This is a genomic window from Streptomyces sp. NPDC003011, assembly GCF_053591515.1.
On record NZ_JBSFTY010000040.1, the window covers coordinates 37,421 to 50,929 of the forward strand.

15 protein-coding genes and 3 tRNA genes are annotated in these 13,509 nt (G+C 69.3%); 3 read left to right on the forward strand and 15 right to left on the reverse strand.

What is annotated here, in order from left to right; genetic code table 11:
• Window positions 1-241 precede the first annotated feature (241 nt).
• The 9 genes from rplL to ACWD0J_RS21460 all read right to left on the reverse strand — a co-directional run bounded on the left by rplL (window position 242) and on the right by ACWD0J_RS21460 (window position 6,384).
• On the reverse strand, window positions 242-625 hold the full coding sequence (gene rplL / locus ACWD0J_RS21420) for a 50S ribosomal protein L7/L12 (protein ID WP_266435141.1): 384 nt from the start codon (window positions 623-625) through the stop codon (window positions 242-244).
• Between the two features lie 114 nt (window positions 626-739).
• Window positions 740-1,270 (reverse strand): 50S ribosomal protein L10, encoded by a 531-nt coding sequence (gene rplJ / locus ACWD0J_RS21425; protein ID WP_030039746.1) that lies wholly within the window; start codon window positions 1,268-1,270, stop codon window positions 740-742.
• Between the two features lie 285 nt (window positions 1,271-1,555).
• Window positions 1,556-2,401 (reverse strand): DUF1396 domain-containing protein, encoded by an 846-nt coding sequence (locus tag ACWD0J_RS21430; protein ID WP_451497388.1) that lies wholly within the window; start codon window positions 2,399-2,401, stop codon window positions 1,556-1,558.
• 90 nt (window positions 2,402-2,491) lie between these two features.
• Window positions 2,492-3,352, reverse strand: a complete 861-nt coding sequence (locus tag ACWD0J_RS21435) for a hypothetical protein (RefSeq protein ID WP_451497389.1) — start codon at window positions 3,350-3,352, stop codon at window positions 2,492-2,494.
• Between the two features lie 121 nt (window positions 3,353-3,473).
• On the reverse strand, window positions 3,474-4,199 hold the full coding sequence (rplA, locus tag ACWD0J_RS21440; RefSeq protein ID WP_451497390.1) for a 50S ribosomal protein L1: 726 nt from the start codon (window positions 4,197-4,199) through the stop codon (window positions 3,474-3,476).
• Between the two features lie 93 nt (window positions 4,200-4,292).
• A complete protein-coding gene (gene rplK / locus ACWD0J_RS21445) occupies window positions 4,293-4,727 on the reverse strand; it encodes a 50S ribosomal protein L11 (RefSeq protein WP_356765840.1) in 435 nt (144 codons plus the stop codon).
• Between the two features lie 181 nt (window positions 4,728-4,908).
• Window positions 4,909-5,832: a transcription termination/antitermination protein NusG gene (gene nusG, locus ACWD0J_RS21450; protein WP_451497391.1), complete on the reverse strand. Its 924-nt coding sequence runs from the start codon at window positions 5,830-5,832 to the stop codon at window positions 4,909-4,911.
• Window positions 5,833-5,913: 81 nt separating this feature from the next.
• The gene (secE, locus tag ACWD0J_RS21455) at window positions 5,914-6,201 is read right to left on the reverse strand and encodes a preprotein translocase subunit SecE (RefSeq protein WP_451497392.1); all 288 of its coding nucleotides are present in this window, start codon (window positions 6,199-6,201) and stop codon (window positions 5,914-5,916) included.
• 110 nt (window positions 6,202-6,311) lie between these two features.
• Window positions 6,312-6,384: transfer RNA gene (locus tag ACWD0J_RS21460), tRNA-Trp, on the reverse strand.
• 248 nt (window positions 6,385-6,632) lie between these two features.
• Here ACWD0J_RS21460 and ACWD0J_RS21465 point away from each other — a divergent pair.
• Together ACWD0J_RS21465 and ACWD0J_RS21470 are read left to right on the forward strand one after the other, a co-directional pair.
• Window positions 6,633-7,859, forward strand: a complete 1,227-nt coding sequence (locus tag ACWD0J_RS21465; RefSeq protein ID WP_451497393.1) for a pyridoxal phosphate-dependent aminotransferase — start codon at window positions 6,633-6,635, stop codon at window positions 7,857-7,859.
• Between the two features lie 130 nt (window positions 7,860-7,989).
• Entirely contained in the window at window positions 7,990-9,021 is a 1,032-nt protein-coding gene (locus ACWD0J_RS21470; RefSeq protein ID WP_451497394.1) for an adenosine deaminase, read from the forward strand.
• A 68-nt stretch (window positions 9,022-9,089) separates the two neighbouring features.
• On the opposite strand, the gene ACWD0J_RS21475 is transcribed toward ACWD0J_RS21470, so the two are convergent.
• The 6 genes from ACWD0J_RS21475 to ACWD0J_RS21500 form a co-directional block, all read right to left on the reverse strand.
• Window positions 9,090-10,145: a UDP-N-acetylmuramate dehydrogenase gene (locus ACWD0J_RS21475; protein WP_451497395.1), complete on the reverse strand. Its 1,056-nt coding sequence runs from the start codon at window positions 10,143-10,145 to the stop codon at window positions 9,090-9,092.
• Between the two features lie 122 nt (window positions 10,146-10,267).
• Window positions 10,268-10,696, reverse strand: a complete 429-nt coding sequence (locus ACWD0J_RS21480; RefSeq protein WP_451497396.1) for a MaoC family dehydratase — start codon at window positions 10,694-10,696, stop codon at window positions 10,268-10,270.
• Between the two features lie 7 nt (window positions 10,697-10,703).
• A complete protein-coding gene (locus ACWD0J_RS21485; RefSeq protein ID WP_451497397.1) occupies window positions 10,704-11,156 on the reverse strand; it encodes an FAS1-like dehydratase domain-containing protein in 453 nt (150 codons plus the stop codon).
• 109 nt (window positions 11,157-11,265) lie between these two features.
• Complete coding sequence (gene rpmG, locus ACWD0J_RS21490) at window positions 11,266-11,430, reverse strand: 50S ribosomal protein L33 (protein ID WP_003948671.1); 165 nt, start codon at window positions 11,428-11,430, stop codon at window positions 11,266-11,268.
• Between the two features lie 96 nt (window positions 11,431-11,526).
• A tRNA-Met gene (locus tag ACWD0J_RS21495) sits at window positions 11,527-11,599 on the reverse strand.
• A 46-nt stretch (window positions 11,600-11,645) separates the two neighbouring features.
• A tRNA-Thr gene (locus tag ACWD0J_RS21500) sits at window positions 11,646-11,718 on the reverse strand.
• A 415-nt stretch (window positions 11,719-12,133) separates the two neighbouring features.
• Here ACWD0J_RS21500 and ACWD0J_RS21505 point away from each other — a divergent pair.
• Window positions 12,134-13,411 (forward strand): amidohydrolase family protein, encoded by a 1,278-nt coding sequence (locus ACWD0J_RS21505; RefSeq protein ID WP_451497398.1) that lies wholly within the window; start codon window positions 12,134-12,136, stop codon window positions 13,409-13,411.
• The last annotated feature ends 98 nt before the right edge of the window (window positions 13,412-13,509 follow it).

The window sequence follows — 13,509 nt, forward strand, 5'->3', positions numbered from 1 at the left end:
CCCCCCTTGCCCGAACCGGATGCTCCGCTCGTCACGTGCCGCCCGCACCGGGGCTCCCGGAGACACGACGAAGATCACCCTACTCCGCGCGAACACCGGTGCAAGGCGGTCGCCACGCGGCTCCCCGGAACGCCGAAGAGCGACCACCCGGATGGATGATCGCTCTTCGGTGCGTCAGCGTTACAGCCCGTCTGAAAGGACCGTGTCAGCTAGCAGAAGAGTCCTTGCGGACTCCGTGGGGTCACTTGACCTCGACGGAGGCGCCGGCGCCCTTGAGGGACTCGGCGGCCTTCTCGGCGGCCTCCTTGGCGACCTTCTCGAGGACCGGCTTCGGAGCGCCGTCCACGAGGTCCTTGGCCTCCTTGAGACCCAGCGAGGTCAGCTCACGCACGACCTTGATGACCTGGATCTTCTTCTCGCCGGCACCGGTGAGGATGACGTCGAACTCGTCCTGCTCCTCAGCGGCCTCGGCCGGGGCGGCCGGGCCGGCCGGACCGGCGACGGCGACCGCGGCGGCGGCGGTGACGTCGAACTTCTCCTCGAACGCCTTCACGAACTCGGAGAGCTCGATGAGGGTCATCTCCTCGAACTGCGCGAGCAGGTCTTCCTGGCTGAGCTTCGCCATGATGGGCGATCCTTCCACTTTTTCGGCAGGTGCCGGATGTACATGTCTGGCGGGCGTACGTTCGGCCCGCTACGACCGTCGCCTCAGGCGGCGTCGGTCAACGCGCGAGCCGAATTACTCGGCACCGCCCTGCTCGTCCTGCTTGGCGCGAAGAGCGTCCACGGTGCGGACGAGCTTCGAGGGGAGCGCCTGGAAGACCTGAGCAGCCTGAGTCTGCTTGCCCTTGAAGGCACCCGCCAGCTTGGAGAGCAGAACCTCGCGGGACTCGAGGTCCGCGAGCTTCTTGATCTCGTCGGCGGACAGCGCCTTGCCGTCAAGGACACCGCCCTTGATGACGAGGTTGGGGTTGTCCTTGGCGAAGTCACGAAGACCCTTCGCCGACTCCACCGGGTCACCGGTGACGAAGGCAACTGCCGTCGGACCGTTGAACAGGTCGTCGAGCGTCGAGATCCCGGCCTCGTTGGCCGCAATCTTGGTCAGCGTGTTCTTCACCACGGCGTACTGGGCGTTCTCACCGAGCGAACGACGCAGCGTCTTGAGCTGCGCCACGGTGAGACCCCGGTACTCGGTCAGCACGGCGGCGTTCGAGCTGCGGAACTGCTCCGCGAGCTCGGCCACCGCGGCAGCCTTGTCGGGCCTTGCCATGAGCGTCGGCCTCCTTCCGGGTGTTGACGACCGCGCGGAAGGGGCTGGGACAAACGAAACGCCCCGGCACAGGTGCACGGGGCGTAGCTCAACCGGCATCTCGCAGCGTCAGCTGCGAACTCCGGGAACTTTCCACAGTCACCTGCGCGGGTCGTCCGCGGATATCAGCGGATCCTTCGGCCACCGGGCCCTCTCACGAGCGCACGGCAACGACCAGCGGTCTTTGGCTTCTTCAGGAGAGTACGCGACCGGGTCGCCGGCAGGCAAATCCGGTCGGCACGGGGCTCAGCTCTGGGCTTCCCGCATCATCTCGGCGAGGTCCATCGTGTCCTTGGCGGGCGGGGCCGTCACGGTCACCGGCTTGTTGAGGTCCAGGAAGGTGATGGTCATGTCGAGCGGGCCCTTGTCGGCGTCGCCACGCATGCGGAACTGCTTGGTGTGGTCGTCGCCGTCGACCCACATGTCCATGGTGAGCTCGTCGACGCCGAGCTTCTCGTACTGCTCGACGCTCTTCTGGCGCCGCTCGCGGGTGGCCTTGTCCTCGTCCTTCAGAGCGGCCTTGAGGTCGTCGATGCTGACGACGCCGGAGTAGCGGGTGGTCTCGACCCCGTCGACGGTGTCGGTGCCGGCCTTCTTCACGTCCTTGGCGCCCGTGAGGAAGGTGGACTCGGTCGCCGGGTTCTGGTCGGCCTGGCCCGCGCCCGGCGCGCCCTCGCCGAGGCTGTCCCCCAGCGCGGACATGTCGAACTTGATCCAGCTCTTGCCGTCCATCTCCTCGGCCGCCGCGGCTCCCCCGCCGATGTACATGGCCTTGCCGACGAGCCGGATCTCGGCGGTGCCGTCCTCACCCTGGTCGAGCGCCGTCATCTTCATGGTCATGGCCACGGTCGGCTTGGTACGCATCGACGCCTCGGCCTTGATCCGCCCCTCCTCGGGGGTCCGGCCGGTCATGCGGTACCGGAAGGACGTGATGTCCTCCGTGTTCTTCGCCGCCTTGGCGACGGCCGCCGCCGGTGTCATGCTCGGCGACTGCTCCGTCCCGCAGCCCACCGCACCGGCCGCGAGGAGCAGCGCGGCAAGGCCGGCACCTGTGGCTCTGCGGCGCACGGAAGCACGTATGGAAGACACCATCGATTCCCCCCAAGGAACACATGGACTGTTCACAGCCAGGCGGAGAGCGTATCCCAGGAGGCGGAAGCGGATCCCTGGTTTTCCGGGGACTCAGGAGGCCGAGCCACCCCGCTGCTGCTCCAGCAGGTCCGTGAAGTCCTGGGTGTCGTCGGCCGGGGGCTCGGTGGCGGAGACCGCGACGCCGTAGTCGGTGTAGTACGCGGTCTGGGTCAGTTCGCCGCTCACCGTCCGGCCCTTCTCGACCTTCTTGACCAGCAGGTCCCGGTCGTCGACCCAGATGTCGACGGTCTCGCTGGTGACCCCGGCCTGTTCGAGCTGCTTCCTCTGCTGCGCGTCGGTGACGTCGTGCACCAGCACCGTGCCGGAGTAGTGCGTGGCCGTCCGTCCGTGGACCGTCTCCTCGCCGACCTCGCGCACGTCCTCGGCGTCCAGCAGCAGCCTCACCGACTGGTTCGGCGCGGTGTTGCGCAGCTGGTCGGCGAAGGTCGCGCCGGCGCCGCCGCCGAGGTCCTTGAGGTCGTCGTAGGCGTACTTGATCCAGTGCTTGCCGCCGGCCTTCTCGGCGAACGTGTCGCCCATCCGCGCGTAGTAGGCGTCGGCCAGATAGCGGGCCTCCATCGACGTGATGCCGAGCGCGCGCATCTGCTCGGCCGTCGTGCCGCCGGTGTACGTGATGGTCAGGGTGCCGGTCAGACCGTCGCCCCAACTGAGCGCGCCGTCGGCCTTGAGGGACAGCTGGGCACCCATGACGGTCGTGGAGCGCACCCGGGCCGACGCGGCGCGGTCGGTGGACCGCTCGGCGGACAGCAGGGCCGCGCGGGACTCGGTGCTCGCCCGGCGGTCCTTCCCGGGCTTGTGCGGGGACTCGGGGGACGTACAGCCGACCGCCCCCGTCAGCGCGACGGTCATCGCGACCGCGAGCGCGACACCACGCCCGTTCCTGCACCTCATACGTCCCCCTGTGCCGTTGCCGTGTCCGCACGCTAACCCAGGGCCCGGCGCCCGCACACGGGAACGGGCCCCGCACCTCGGAAGGTGCGGGGCCCGTCGTCGACCGGTCGAGCCGTCAGACTCAGACGGTGGCCGGGTCCTCCTCGACGAGGAGGTTGCGCGTGCGGTTCGGGTCGATCGGAATGCCGGGGCCGATCGTGGTGCTGATCGCGGCCTTCTTGATGTAGCGACCCTTGGCGGCGGACGGCTTCAGACGGAGGATCTCCTCCAGGGCCGCGCCGTAGTTCTCCACCAGCTTGGTGTCGTCGAAGGACGCCTTGCCGATGATGAAGTGCAGGTTCGAGTGCTTGTCGACGCGGAACTCGATCTTGCCACCCTTGATCTCGGTGACAGCCTTGGTGACGTCCGGAGTCACGGTGCCGGTCTTGGGGTTCGGCATGAGACCACGGGGACCGAGCACGCGGCCCAGGCGGCCGACCTTGCCCATGAGGTCCGGGGTGGCGACGACGGCGTCGAAGTCCAGACGGCCCTTCGACACCTCGTCGATGAGCTCGTCGGCGCCGACGATGTCGGCGCCCGCGGCACGAGCGGCCTCGGCACGGTCACCGGTCGCGAAGACCAGGACCCGGGCGGTCTTACCGGTGCCGTGCGGAAGGTTCACGGTGCCACGCACCATCTGGTCGGCCTTGCGCGGGTCGACACCCAGACGGAAGGCGACCTCGACGGTGCCGTCGAACTTGGACGTGGAGGTCTCCTTGGCGAGACGGACGGCCTCGAGCGGGGCGTAGAGCTTCTCCCGGTCGATCTTGGCGTCCGCAGCGCGGAGAGACTTGCTGCGCTTGCTCACAACTGCTCCTGTGTGTTCTGAAAGGAGTCGTGGTACGGGCCGAGCAGGCCCTGCCACGCGCGGCCAAAGCCGCATGTTCTACGAGGGTGGGGTTCAGCCCTCGACCGTGACGCCCATGGAACGCGCGGTACCGGCGATGATCTTCGCGGCGGCGTCCAGGTCGTTGGCGTTGAGGTCGGGCAGCTTGGTGGTGGCGATCTCGCGGACCTGCGCCTGGGTGATCTTGGCGACCTTGGTCTTGTGCGGCTCGCCGGAGCCCTTCTCCACGCCCGCGGCCTTGAGGATCATCTTGGCGGCCGGCGGCGTCTTGGTGATGAAGGTGAAGGAGCGGTCCTCGTAGACCGTGATCTCCACCGGGATGACCCAGCCACGCTGCGACTCGGTCGCGGCGTTGTAGGCCTTGCAGAACTCCATGATGTTGACGCCGTGCTGACCCAGCGCCGGGCCGACCGGCGGAGCCGGGTTGGCGGCACCGGCCTGGATCTGGAGCTTGATGAGCCCCGTGACCTTCTTCTTCTTGGGAGGCATTGCTCTCCGGGTCCTTTCGGTTCGGGTCTACCCCCACCTGGGTCGCGTCCCAGATGAAGGCATACCGCACAACGATAACGGGTATAGATGCGCGGCTAAAAACCGAGCAGGTCAGACGGGCTTTTGACAGCCCCTCTGACCTGCTCGGACGCGGTGGGTCCAGGAAGAAACCGGTGAAGGACTAGTTCTTCTGGATCTGGTCGAAGGACAGCTCGACCGGCGTCTCACGGCCGAAGATCTCCACGAGACCCTTGACCTTCTTCGAGTCGGCGTTGATCTCGTTGATGGTCGCCTGCAGCGTCGCGAACGGGCCGTCGGTGACGGTGACCGAGTCGCCCACCTCGAAGTCCAGCACCTGGACCTCGACCTTGCGCTGCGGAGCGGGCCTGCCCTCGGCCTCGGCGGCCTCGCGGGCCGCCTTCTCCTCGGCCTCCGGGGCGAGCATCTTGACGATCTCGTCCAGGGTCAGCGGGTACGGGTCGTAGGCGTTGCCGACGAAGCCGGTGACACCGGGGGTGTTGCGGACGACGCCCCAGGACTCGTTCGTCAGGTCCATGCGCACCAGCACGTAGCCGGGGAGCTTGTTCTGACGGACGGTCTTGCGCTCGCCGTTCTTGATCTGCGCGACCTCTTCCTGCGGCACCTCGGCCTGGAAGATGAAGTCCTCGACGTTCAGCGAGACGGCGCGCTGCTCCAGGTTGGTCTTCACGCGGTTCTCGTAGCCGGCGTAGGTGTGGATGACGTACCACTCGCCGGGCAGGGTGCGCAGCTCCTCGCGCAGGGCGGCGACGGGGTCGACGGGCTCGGCCGGCTCTTCTTCCTCGGCCTCGACGTCGGCGTCAGCCTCGGCCTCGACATCAGCCTCAGCTTCGACGTCCGTCTCGTCCTCGACGTCGGTCTCGTCCTCGGCGGCCTCGACGGCGTCCGTCTCCTCGTCCTCGACGTGGAGCGCGGCTTCCTCCGCGGGCTCGCCCGCCTCGGCGTCGGCAGCCTCGACCTCGTCCAGGTCCTCGTCCGCGCCCTCGACGATCTCGAGCTCCTCTTCCACGGACTCGATGTCCTGCCCGTGTGGCTCGATGGCGTCGTTCAGGTTCTGGTCAGACACGGTGGCTGCTTCTTCCTGGATACATAGGGGTGGAACATGCGAAAACGGGCGCCGGTAACCGCGGCGCCCTTCGCTCTGTGCTCAGCCGAATACGTACTTGGCGGCGTGGTCGAGCCCATAGTCAATCACGGTCACCAGGCCGATCATCACGATCACGAAGATGATCACCACGGTCGTGTACGTCGTCAGCTGGCCGCGCGACGGCCAGACGACCTTGCGGAGCTCCGCGACGATCTGGCGGTAGAACAGCGCGAGACGCTTCAGCGGGCCCTTCTTGGCTCGCTTGCCGCCCTTACGAGTCCTCTTCTGGGACTCCGGCGCCTCGTCCTGGGCATCAGGCGTATCGATGGAGCCCACGGCGTCCGCCATTCGTCCTCACCTGTTCCCGGGTCGTGGCCGTGCCGCGCCCGGTCTGAGCCGCACGGCGGTGCATTTCTGTACGTACATGCGTGCACACATCCTGGCGAAGGTGTGTGTAGCAGGGCCGGAGGGACTTGAACCCCCAACCGCTGGTTTTGGAGACCAGTGCTCTACCAATTGAGCTACGACCCTTTGTCCGTCCCCCAACGTACCGCATGCGACCGAGTGCTCGGTGTGCACCGGTCGAGCGCAGCCCGCTGAAGGCCAACGAGGTGAGAGTGTACGTGGTTCAGGAGCCGTCGTCGAACAGAAAAGGCCCGTAAGGGCTCCGCTCAGGAAGATCGCCCAGCGAGGGCGACGGATCCGGACGGTTGTTCAGCAGGTGTTCAGTCCGTGAAACCCGCGTGCCGGGGAAGTTTCCGGTCTGAAACGATGGGCCCATGAGCCCTGCAACCCCTCCCACCGAGCGCCGGGTCTCCGCCCGAGTCGGCGCGATCTCCGAGTCCGCCACTCTCGCCGTGGACGCCAAGGCCAAGGCACTCAAGGCCGCCGGGCGTCCGGTGATCGGCTTCGGCGCCGGTGAGCCCGACTTCCCGACCCCGGACTACATCGTCGAGGCCGCGGTCGAGGCCTGCAAGAACCCGAAGTACCACCGCTACACGCCGGCCGGCGGCCTGCCCGAGCTGAAGGCCGCGATCGCCGCGAAGACGCTGCGCGACTCGGGCTACGAGCCGGACGTCTCGCAGATCCTCGTCACCAACGGCGGCAAGCAGGCCATCTACGAGGCCTTCGCCGCGATCCTCGACCCGGGCGACGAGGTCATCGTCCCGGCGCCGTACTGGACGACGTACCCGGAGTCGATCCGTCTGGCCGGCGGTGTCCCGGTCGAGGTCGTCGCCGACGAGACGACCGGCTACCGCGTCTCGGTGGAGCAGCTGGAGGCCGCGCGCACCGAGAACACGAAGGTCGTCCTCTTCGTCTCTCCCTCCAACCCCACGGGCGCGGTCTACAGCGCCGAGGACGCCGAGGCGATCGGCCGCTGGGCCGTCGAGCACGGCCTGTGGGTGATGACGGACGAGATCTACGAGCATCTCGTCTACGGCGACGCGACGTTCACCTCGCTGCCCGCGATCGTGCCGGAGCTGCGGGACAAGTGCATCGTGGTCAACGGTGTCGCGAAGACGTACGCGATGACGGGCTGGCGGGTCGGCTGGATCATCGGCCCGAAGGACGTCGTGAAGGCGGCGACGAACCTGCAGTCGCACGCCACATCGAACGTCTCGAACGTCGCGCAGGTCGCTGCCCTGGCCGCGGTCTCGGGCAACCTGGACGCGGTCGCGACGATGCGGGAGGCCTTCGACCGCCGCCGCAAGACGATCGTGCGGATGCTCAACGAGATCGACGGCGTGCTCTGCCCGGAGCCCGAGGGCGCCTTCTACGCGTACCCGTCCGTCAAGGACCTGCTCGGCAAGGAGATCCGCGGCAAGCGTCCGCGGGACACGGTCGAGCTGGCCGCGCTGATCCTGGAGGAGGCCGAGGTCGCGGTCGTTCCCGGCGAGGCCTTCGGCACCCCGGGGTATCTGCGGCTGTCGTACGCGCTGGGTGACGAGGACCTGGTGGAGGGCGTGAGCCGGATCCAGAAGCTGCTGGCGGAGGCCACGGACTGACATCCGTCACCGGACGGCCACCGGGGACCACCCAGGAACGCTCCTGGGTGGTCCCTGTCGTTTGTGCGAGCAAGACCACGTTCGGGGAAAGCGCTACCGGTGCGGAGGGGACGTACGGCAGGATCCTGGAATGGAGCGTGTACGTGATGTCTCTGAGCTGCCCAAAGCCCATCTGCACCTGCACTTCACGGGGTCGATGCGACCCGGCACCGTGCTGGAACTGGCCGACAAGTACGGCGTGCGCCTGCCCGAGGCGCTCACCGAAGCACTGACCAGCGGGGAGCCGCCGAAGCTGCGGGCGACGGACGAGCGGGGCTGGTTCCGCTTCCAGCGCCTGTACGACGCCGCCCGCTCGTGTCTGCGGGAGCCGGAGGACATCCGGCGCCTGGTCCGGGAGGCCGCGGAGGAGGACGTGCGGGACGGGGCGGGCTGGCTGGAGATCCAGGTGGACCCGACGTCGTACGCGCCTGTCCTGGGCGGTCTGATCCCGGCCCTGGAGATCATCCTCGACGCGGTGGAGTCGACGTCCCGGGAGACCGGCCTCGGCATCCGCGTCCTGGTGGCGGCGAACCGGATGAAGCACCCCCTGGACGCGCGCACGCTGGCCCGCCTCGCGGTGCGGTACGCGGACCGGGGGGTTGTCGGTTTCGGCCTGTCGAACGACGAACGCCGGGGCATGGCGCGGGATTTCGACCGCGCGTTCGCCATCGCACGGGAGGGAGGGCTGCTGTCGGCCCCGCACGGCGGGGAGCTGAGTGGCCCGGCGTCGGTACGGGACTGCCTGGACGACCTGCACGCGCACCGGCTGGGGCACGGTGTGCGGGTGGCGGAGGACCCGCGGCTGATGCGGCGGCTGGCCGAGCGGGGGGTGACGTGCGAGGTCTGCCCGGCGTCGAACGTGGCCCTCGGCGTCTACGAGAAGCCGGAGGACGTGCCGCTGCGGACGCTGTTCGAAGCGGGGGTGCCGATGGCTCTGGGCGCCGACGACCCGCTCCTCTTCGGCTCCCGGCTGGCGGCCCAGTACGAGATCGCGCGGGAGTACCACGCCTTCACGGACCCGGAGCTGGCGGAACTGGCCCGCCAGTCGATCCGGGCGTCGGCGGCACCGGAGGAGACGAAGAGCAAGCTGCTGGCGGGGGTGGACGACTGGCTGACGGCGTAGGTCTCTGGGGGGGCGGAGGCGCGGGGGTGGATCTGCCCCCGCTCTGTTCCGGCTCTGTTCCGGCTCTGTCAGAGGCTGACGCCGACGGTCACCGGCTCGTTGACCAGCGTGATGCCGAAGGCGTCGTGGACGCCGGTGACGACCTCGCGGGCCAGGGCGAGCAGGTCCTCCGTGGTGGCCCCGCCCCGGTTGGTGAGGGCGAGGGTGTGCTTGGTGGAGATGCGGGCGGGGCCGGTGCCGTAGCCCTTGGGGAAGCCGGCCTTGTCGATCAGCCAGGCGGCGGAGGTCTTGGTGTGGCCCTCTCCCGCCGGGTACGCGGGCGGCTGTACACCGTCGCCGAGGCGTTCGCGTACGCGCGCGTGGAAGGCGGCGAACTCGTCGTCGGTGAGGATGGGGTTGGTGAAGAAGGAGCCCGCGGACCAGGTGTCGTGGTCCTCGGGGTCCAGGACCATGCCCTTGCCGGAACGCAGCTTGAGCACGGTTTCGCGGGCGGCGGCCACCGGGACGCGGTCGCCGGGTTCCACGCCGAGGGCGCGGGCCGTCTCGGCGTACTTGACCGGGGCCGAGAGACCGCCCGCGTCCTCCAGGGCGAAGCGGACGCGCAGGACGACGTAACGGTGGGGGTCGGCCTTGAAGCGGCTGTGCCGGTAGGAGAAGGCGCACTCCTCGTTGGTGAGGGTGACCGTCTCGTGGGCCGTGCGGTCGTAGGCGATCACCTCGGTGATCGTCGAGGAGACTTCCTGGCCGTACGCCCCGACGTTCTGGATCGGGGTCGCACCGGCCGAACCGGGGATGCCGGCGAGGCACTCGACGCCGGCGAGTCCTTGCTCGACGGTTCGGGCGACGGCGTCGGTCCACACCTCGCCGGCGGCCAGCTCCAGGTGGGTGCCGACGAGGGCGAACCCCTTGGTGGCGATGACGAGCGCGGTGCCGTCGAAGCCCTTGTCCCCGATGACCAGGTTCGATCCGCCGCCGATGACCAGCAGCGGGGTTCCGGTGTCGTCGGCCTCGCGGACGGCGGCGGTCACCTCGGCGTCGGTCACCGCGGTGACCAGCCGGGCGGCGGGACCGCCCAGCCGGAAGGTGGTGAGCGGAGCGAGGGGGGCGTCGTGGAGTTCCTGCACGCGCACAAGACTACGAGACGGGGGCGGGGGTGGGATGGATCGGGTGATCGGGTAAGGGGCGCCCCGCAATGGCGAGCGCCCCTTACACCGGCCTCTTCGCCCACCGTCGTCCCGGCCGGCCGTCAGGCCAGTCGTACGACCGCCCGGGACATCCCCAGCACCTTCTGTCCGGCGCTGGTCGCCGTGAGGTCCACGCGGACCGTCTGGTCGTCGAGCTTGGCCGCGACCTTGGCACTGACCTCGACCGTGGCGCCCTGGCCGTCGTTCGGGACGACGACGGGCCTGGTGAAGCGGACGCCGTACTCGACGACCGCGCCGGGGTCGCCGGTCCAGTCGGTGACCACGCGGATCGCCGCGGCCATGGTGAACATGCCGTGCGCGATGACGTCCGGCAGCCCGACCTCCTTGGCGAACTTCTCGTTCCAGTGGATCGGGTTGAAGTCCCCGGACGCGCCCGCGTACCGGACCAGGGTGTCGCGGGTCACGGGGAAGGACCGGGCGGGCAGCTCGGTGCCGACCTCGACATCGTCGTAGGCGATCTTCGCCGTCATCGAATGCTCACGCCTCCTCGGCCGCGCGGGCGACCAGCTTGGTCCAGGCGGTCACGACGTGCTCGCCGGTCTCGTCGTGCACCTCGCCACGGATGTCCAGGATGTCGTTGCCCGCCATGGACTTGACGGTCTCGATGGTCGAGGTGACGGTCAGCCGGTCGCCGGCGCGCACGGGGCGGACGTAGACGAACTTCTGGTCACCGTGCACCACGCGGCTGTAGTCCAGGCCGAGCTGCGGGTCCTGGACGACCTGTCCCGCCGCCCGGAAGGTGATGGAGAACACGAAGGTCGGCGGGGCGATCACATCGGGGTGGCCGAGGGCCTTGGCGGCCTCGGGGTCCGTGTACGCCGGGTTGGCGTCCCCCACGGCCTCGGCGAACTCACGGATCTTCTCCCGGCCCACCTCGTAGGGCTCGGTGGGCGGGTACGTCCGCCCCACGAAGGACTGGTCGAGCGCCATGGCCCGGCACCTCCTGATGTCTGCTGCGGTTGACCGGCCGGTGACCGGGCCGGGAACGACGCGAGGCCGCCCCCCAGACTGCGGGGACGGCCTCGTGTACGAGCCTGTTCTATCGCGTTTCGCGGTGCGCGGTGTGCGCATTGCAACGCGGGCAGTGCTTCTTCATCTCCAGTCGGTCCGGGTTGTTACGCCGGTTCTTCTTGGTGATGTAGTTCCGCTCCTTGCACTCCACGCAGGCCAGCGTGATCTTCGGGCGGACGTCGGTGGCAGCCACGTGAGTGCTCCTTGACGAACGGATGGGACGGATAATGCTTATAACGCATGAAGAGTAGCCGATCGAAGGACCGACCCCACAATCGGCTACTGTCAGTAGCGGTGACCGGACTTGAACCGGTGACACAGCGATTATGAGCCGCTTGCTCTACCGACTGAGCTACACCGCTGTGATGCGATCGGCTCCCGCCTCGCGGCGGGAACCTCTCACACCAGAGCCCCAATACGGAATCGAACCGTAGACCTTCTCCTTACCATGGAGACGCTCTACCGACTGAGCTATTGGGGCGAGCGATGAAGACATTACACGCTCGGCAGCCGTTCGCCCAAATCCGTTTCGCGGCCCCCGTCCCGCCCTGTTCCGCGCTCGCTCCAGGAGCCCCGGGAGCCTCTCCACCACGGCGGACCACACCGGTACGACTATTGCGCTCCTCCCCGGCGTGACCGTGTCGTCACCCTAGGCTCGACTCACTCTGCGTGATCTTGCGCCTTGCGTCCTCGCGCGTAGTCCGCCCGGCTTGCACACCCCTGAACCCGAATCCCCGGCCCCCCCGAACCCCAAAAACCTCCGAACCTCGTAGCCCCCGGTCCGCGAGTCCGTAGCGAAGAACTCTGCGTGCCCAGCCCCGAGTTCCCGCCCCTGAGTCCTGAGTCCTGAGCCTCGAGTCCCCGTCGTACGTCCAGTCCCCAGCCCTTGGAGCGCGATGCCCGACAGTCAGCCGCAGCCGCCCCGCTCGTCCTCGGGATCCTCGTCGGCCTCGTCTGATTCCTCCCCCGCCGAGGGGGCCGCTCTGCTGCTCTGCGGGGCGCGGCTCGCCGACGGCCGGACCGTGGACGTACGGCTGGTCGGCGAGCGCATCGAGGCGGTCGGCACGGCCGGGAGTCTTAGGGCGGACGGCCCGCGCGCGCGGGCCGCGCGCGTCGACCTCGGCGGCTATCTGCTCCTGCCGGCCCCGGCCGAACCGCACGCCCACGGCGACACCGCGCTGTCGGCCGACGGCGAGGGGCCGGCCTCATGCGACGTCCAGAACGTCCAGCGCCGGGCCACGGAGGCGGCTCTGCTCCAGCTCGGGCACGGGGCGACCGCAGTGCGGGCACACGTGCGTGTGGGTGACGTACAGGGGCTCGGCGCCCTGACCGCAGTCCTCCGAGCGGGGCGCGCGCTGCGCGGGCTGACCGAGGTGACGACGGTGGCGATGCCCAGGGTGCTGACCGGGGTGGCCGGCGCCGACGGGCTCGCGGTGCTGCGGGACGCGGTGAAGATGGGCGCCTCCGTGGTGGGCGGCTGTCCGGATCTGGATCCCGACCCGACGGGTTATGCGGAGGCGGCCCTGGAGGTGGCCTCCGAACACGGCTGCCCGGTCGACCTGCACACCGACGCCACCGACCCGGCCCGGCTGGCCCGGCTCGCCGCGATGGCCGGCGGGCTGCGCCCCGGGGTGACGCTCACGCCGTGCGGCGGCCTGGACCGGTTGCCCGCCGAGGTGGCCTCCCGCACCGCCGACCAGCTCGCGGCGGCCGGTGTGGCGGTCGTCAGCCTGCCGCAGGGCGGCTGCGGGGCCGTCGAACGTCGGGGCACGGCTCCGGTACGGCTGCTGCGTGCGGCCGGGGTGCAGGTGGCTGCCGGGAGCGGTGCCCTGAGGGACGTGTCGAATCCGGTGGGGCGTGGCGATCCCCTAGAGGCCGCCTACCTGCTGGCGTCCCGCCACGGTCTGCGGCCCGAGGACGCGTACGACGCGGTGAGCACGTCCGCGCGCGCGGTGCTGGGCCTTACGGAGGTGCGGGTGGAGGCGGGCTTCCCGGCCGAGTTGCTCGCGGTACGCGGTGACCGGCTCGCAGGGGCGCTGTCCCTGGCGTACAGCCGGATCGTGATCCATCGGGGGCGCGTGGTGGCGCGGACGAGCGCGGTACGGGAGTACTGCGACTCCGCCGCGGCGACAGAACTGGGTCTGCCGCGGCAGGGGCGGGGGAAGTTGTCGTAGGGGCGGGGGTGTCGGTGGCGGCGTGGGATCGGGGTGGGCGGTGTCGGTAGGTGTGCTGTCCATGGGTGTGACGTGCCGCCCTGCGTGTGTGCCTTGTG

Bases quoted from the DNA above. Each gene is read 5' to 3' on its own strand.
- rplL (WP_266435141.1), bottom strand. From the start codon at position 625: ATGGCGAAGCTCAGCCAGGAAGACCTGCTCGCGCAGTTCGAGGAGATG.
- rplJ (WP_030039746.1), bottom strand. From the start codon at position 1,270: ATGGCAAGGCCCGACAAGGCTGCCGCGGTGGCCGAGCTCGCGGAGCAG.
- ACWD0J_RS21430 (WP_451497388.1), bottom strand. From the start codon at position 2,401: ATGGTGTCTTCCATACGTGCTTCCGTGCGCCGCAGAGCCACAGGTGCC.
- ACWD0J_RS21435 (WP_451497389.1), bottom strand. From the start codon at position 3,352: ATGAGGTGCAGGAACGGGCGTGGTGTCGCGCTCGCGGTCGCGATGACC.
- rplK (WP_356765840.1), bottom strand. From the start codon at position 4,727: ATGCCTCCCAAGAAGAAGAAGGTCACGGGGCTCATCAAGCTCCAGATC.
- secE (WP_451497392.1), bottom strand. From the start codon at position 6,201: ATGGCGGACGCCGTGGGCTCCATCGATACGCCTGATGCCCAGGACGAG.
- ACWD0J_RS21465 (WP_451497393.1), top strand. From the start codon at position 6,633: ATGAGCCCTGCAACCCCTCCCACCGAGCGCCGGGTCTCCGCCCGAGTC.
- ACWD0J_RS21470 (WP_451497394.1), top strand. From the start codon at position 7,990: ATGGAGCGTGTACGTGATGTCTCTGAGCTGCCCAAAGCCCATCTGCAC.
- ACWD0J_RS21480 (WP_451497396.1), bottom strand. From the start codon at position 10,696: ATGACGGCGAAGATCGCCTACGACGATGTCGAGGTCGGCACCGAGCTG.
- ACWD0J_RS21485 (WP_451497397.1), bottom strand. From the start codon at position 11,156: ATGGCGCTCGACCAGTCCTTCGTGGGGCGGACGTACCCGCCCACCGAG.
- ACWD0J_RS21505 (WP_451497398.1), top strand. From the start codon at position 12,134: ATGCCCGACAGTCAGCCGCAGCCGCCCCGCTCGTCCTCGGGATCCTCG.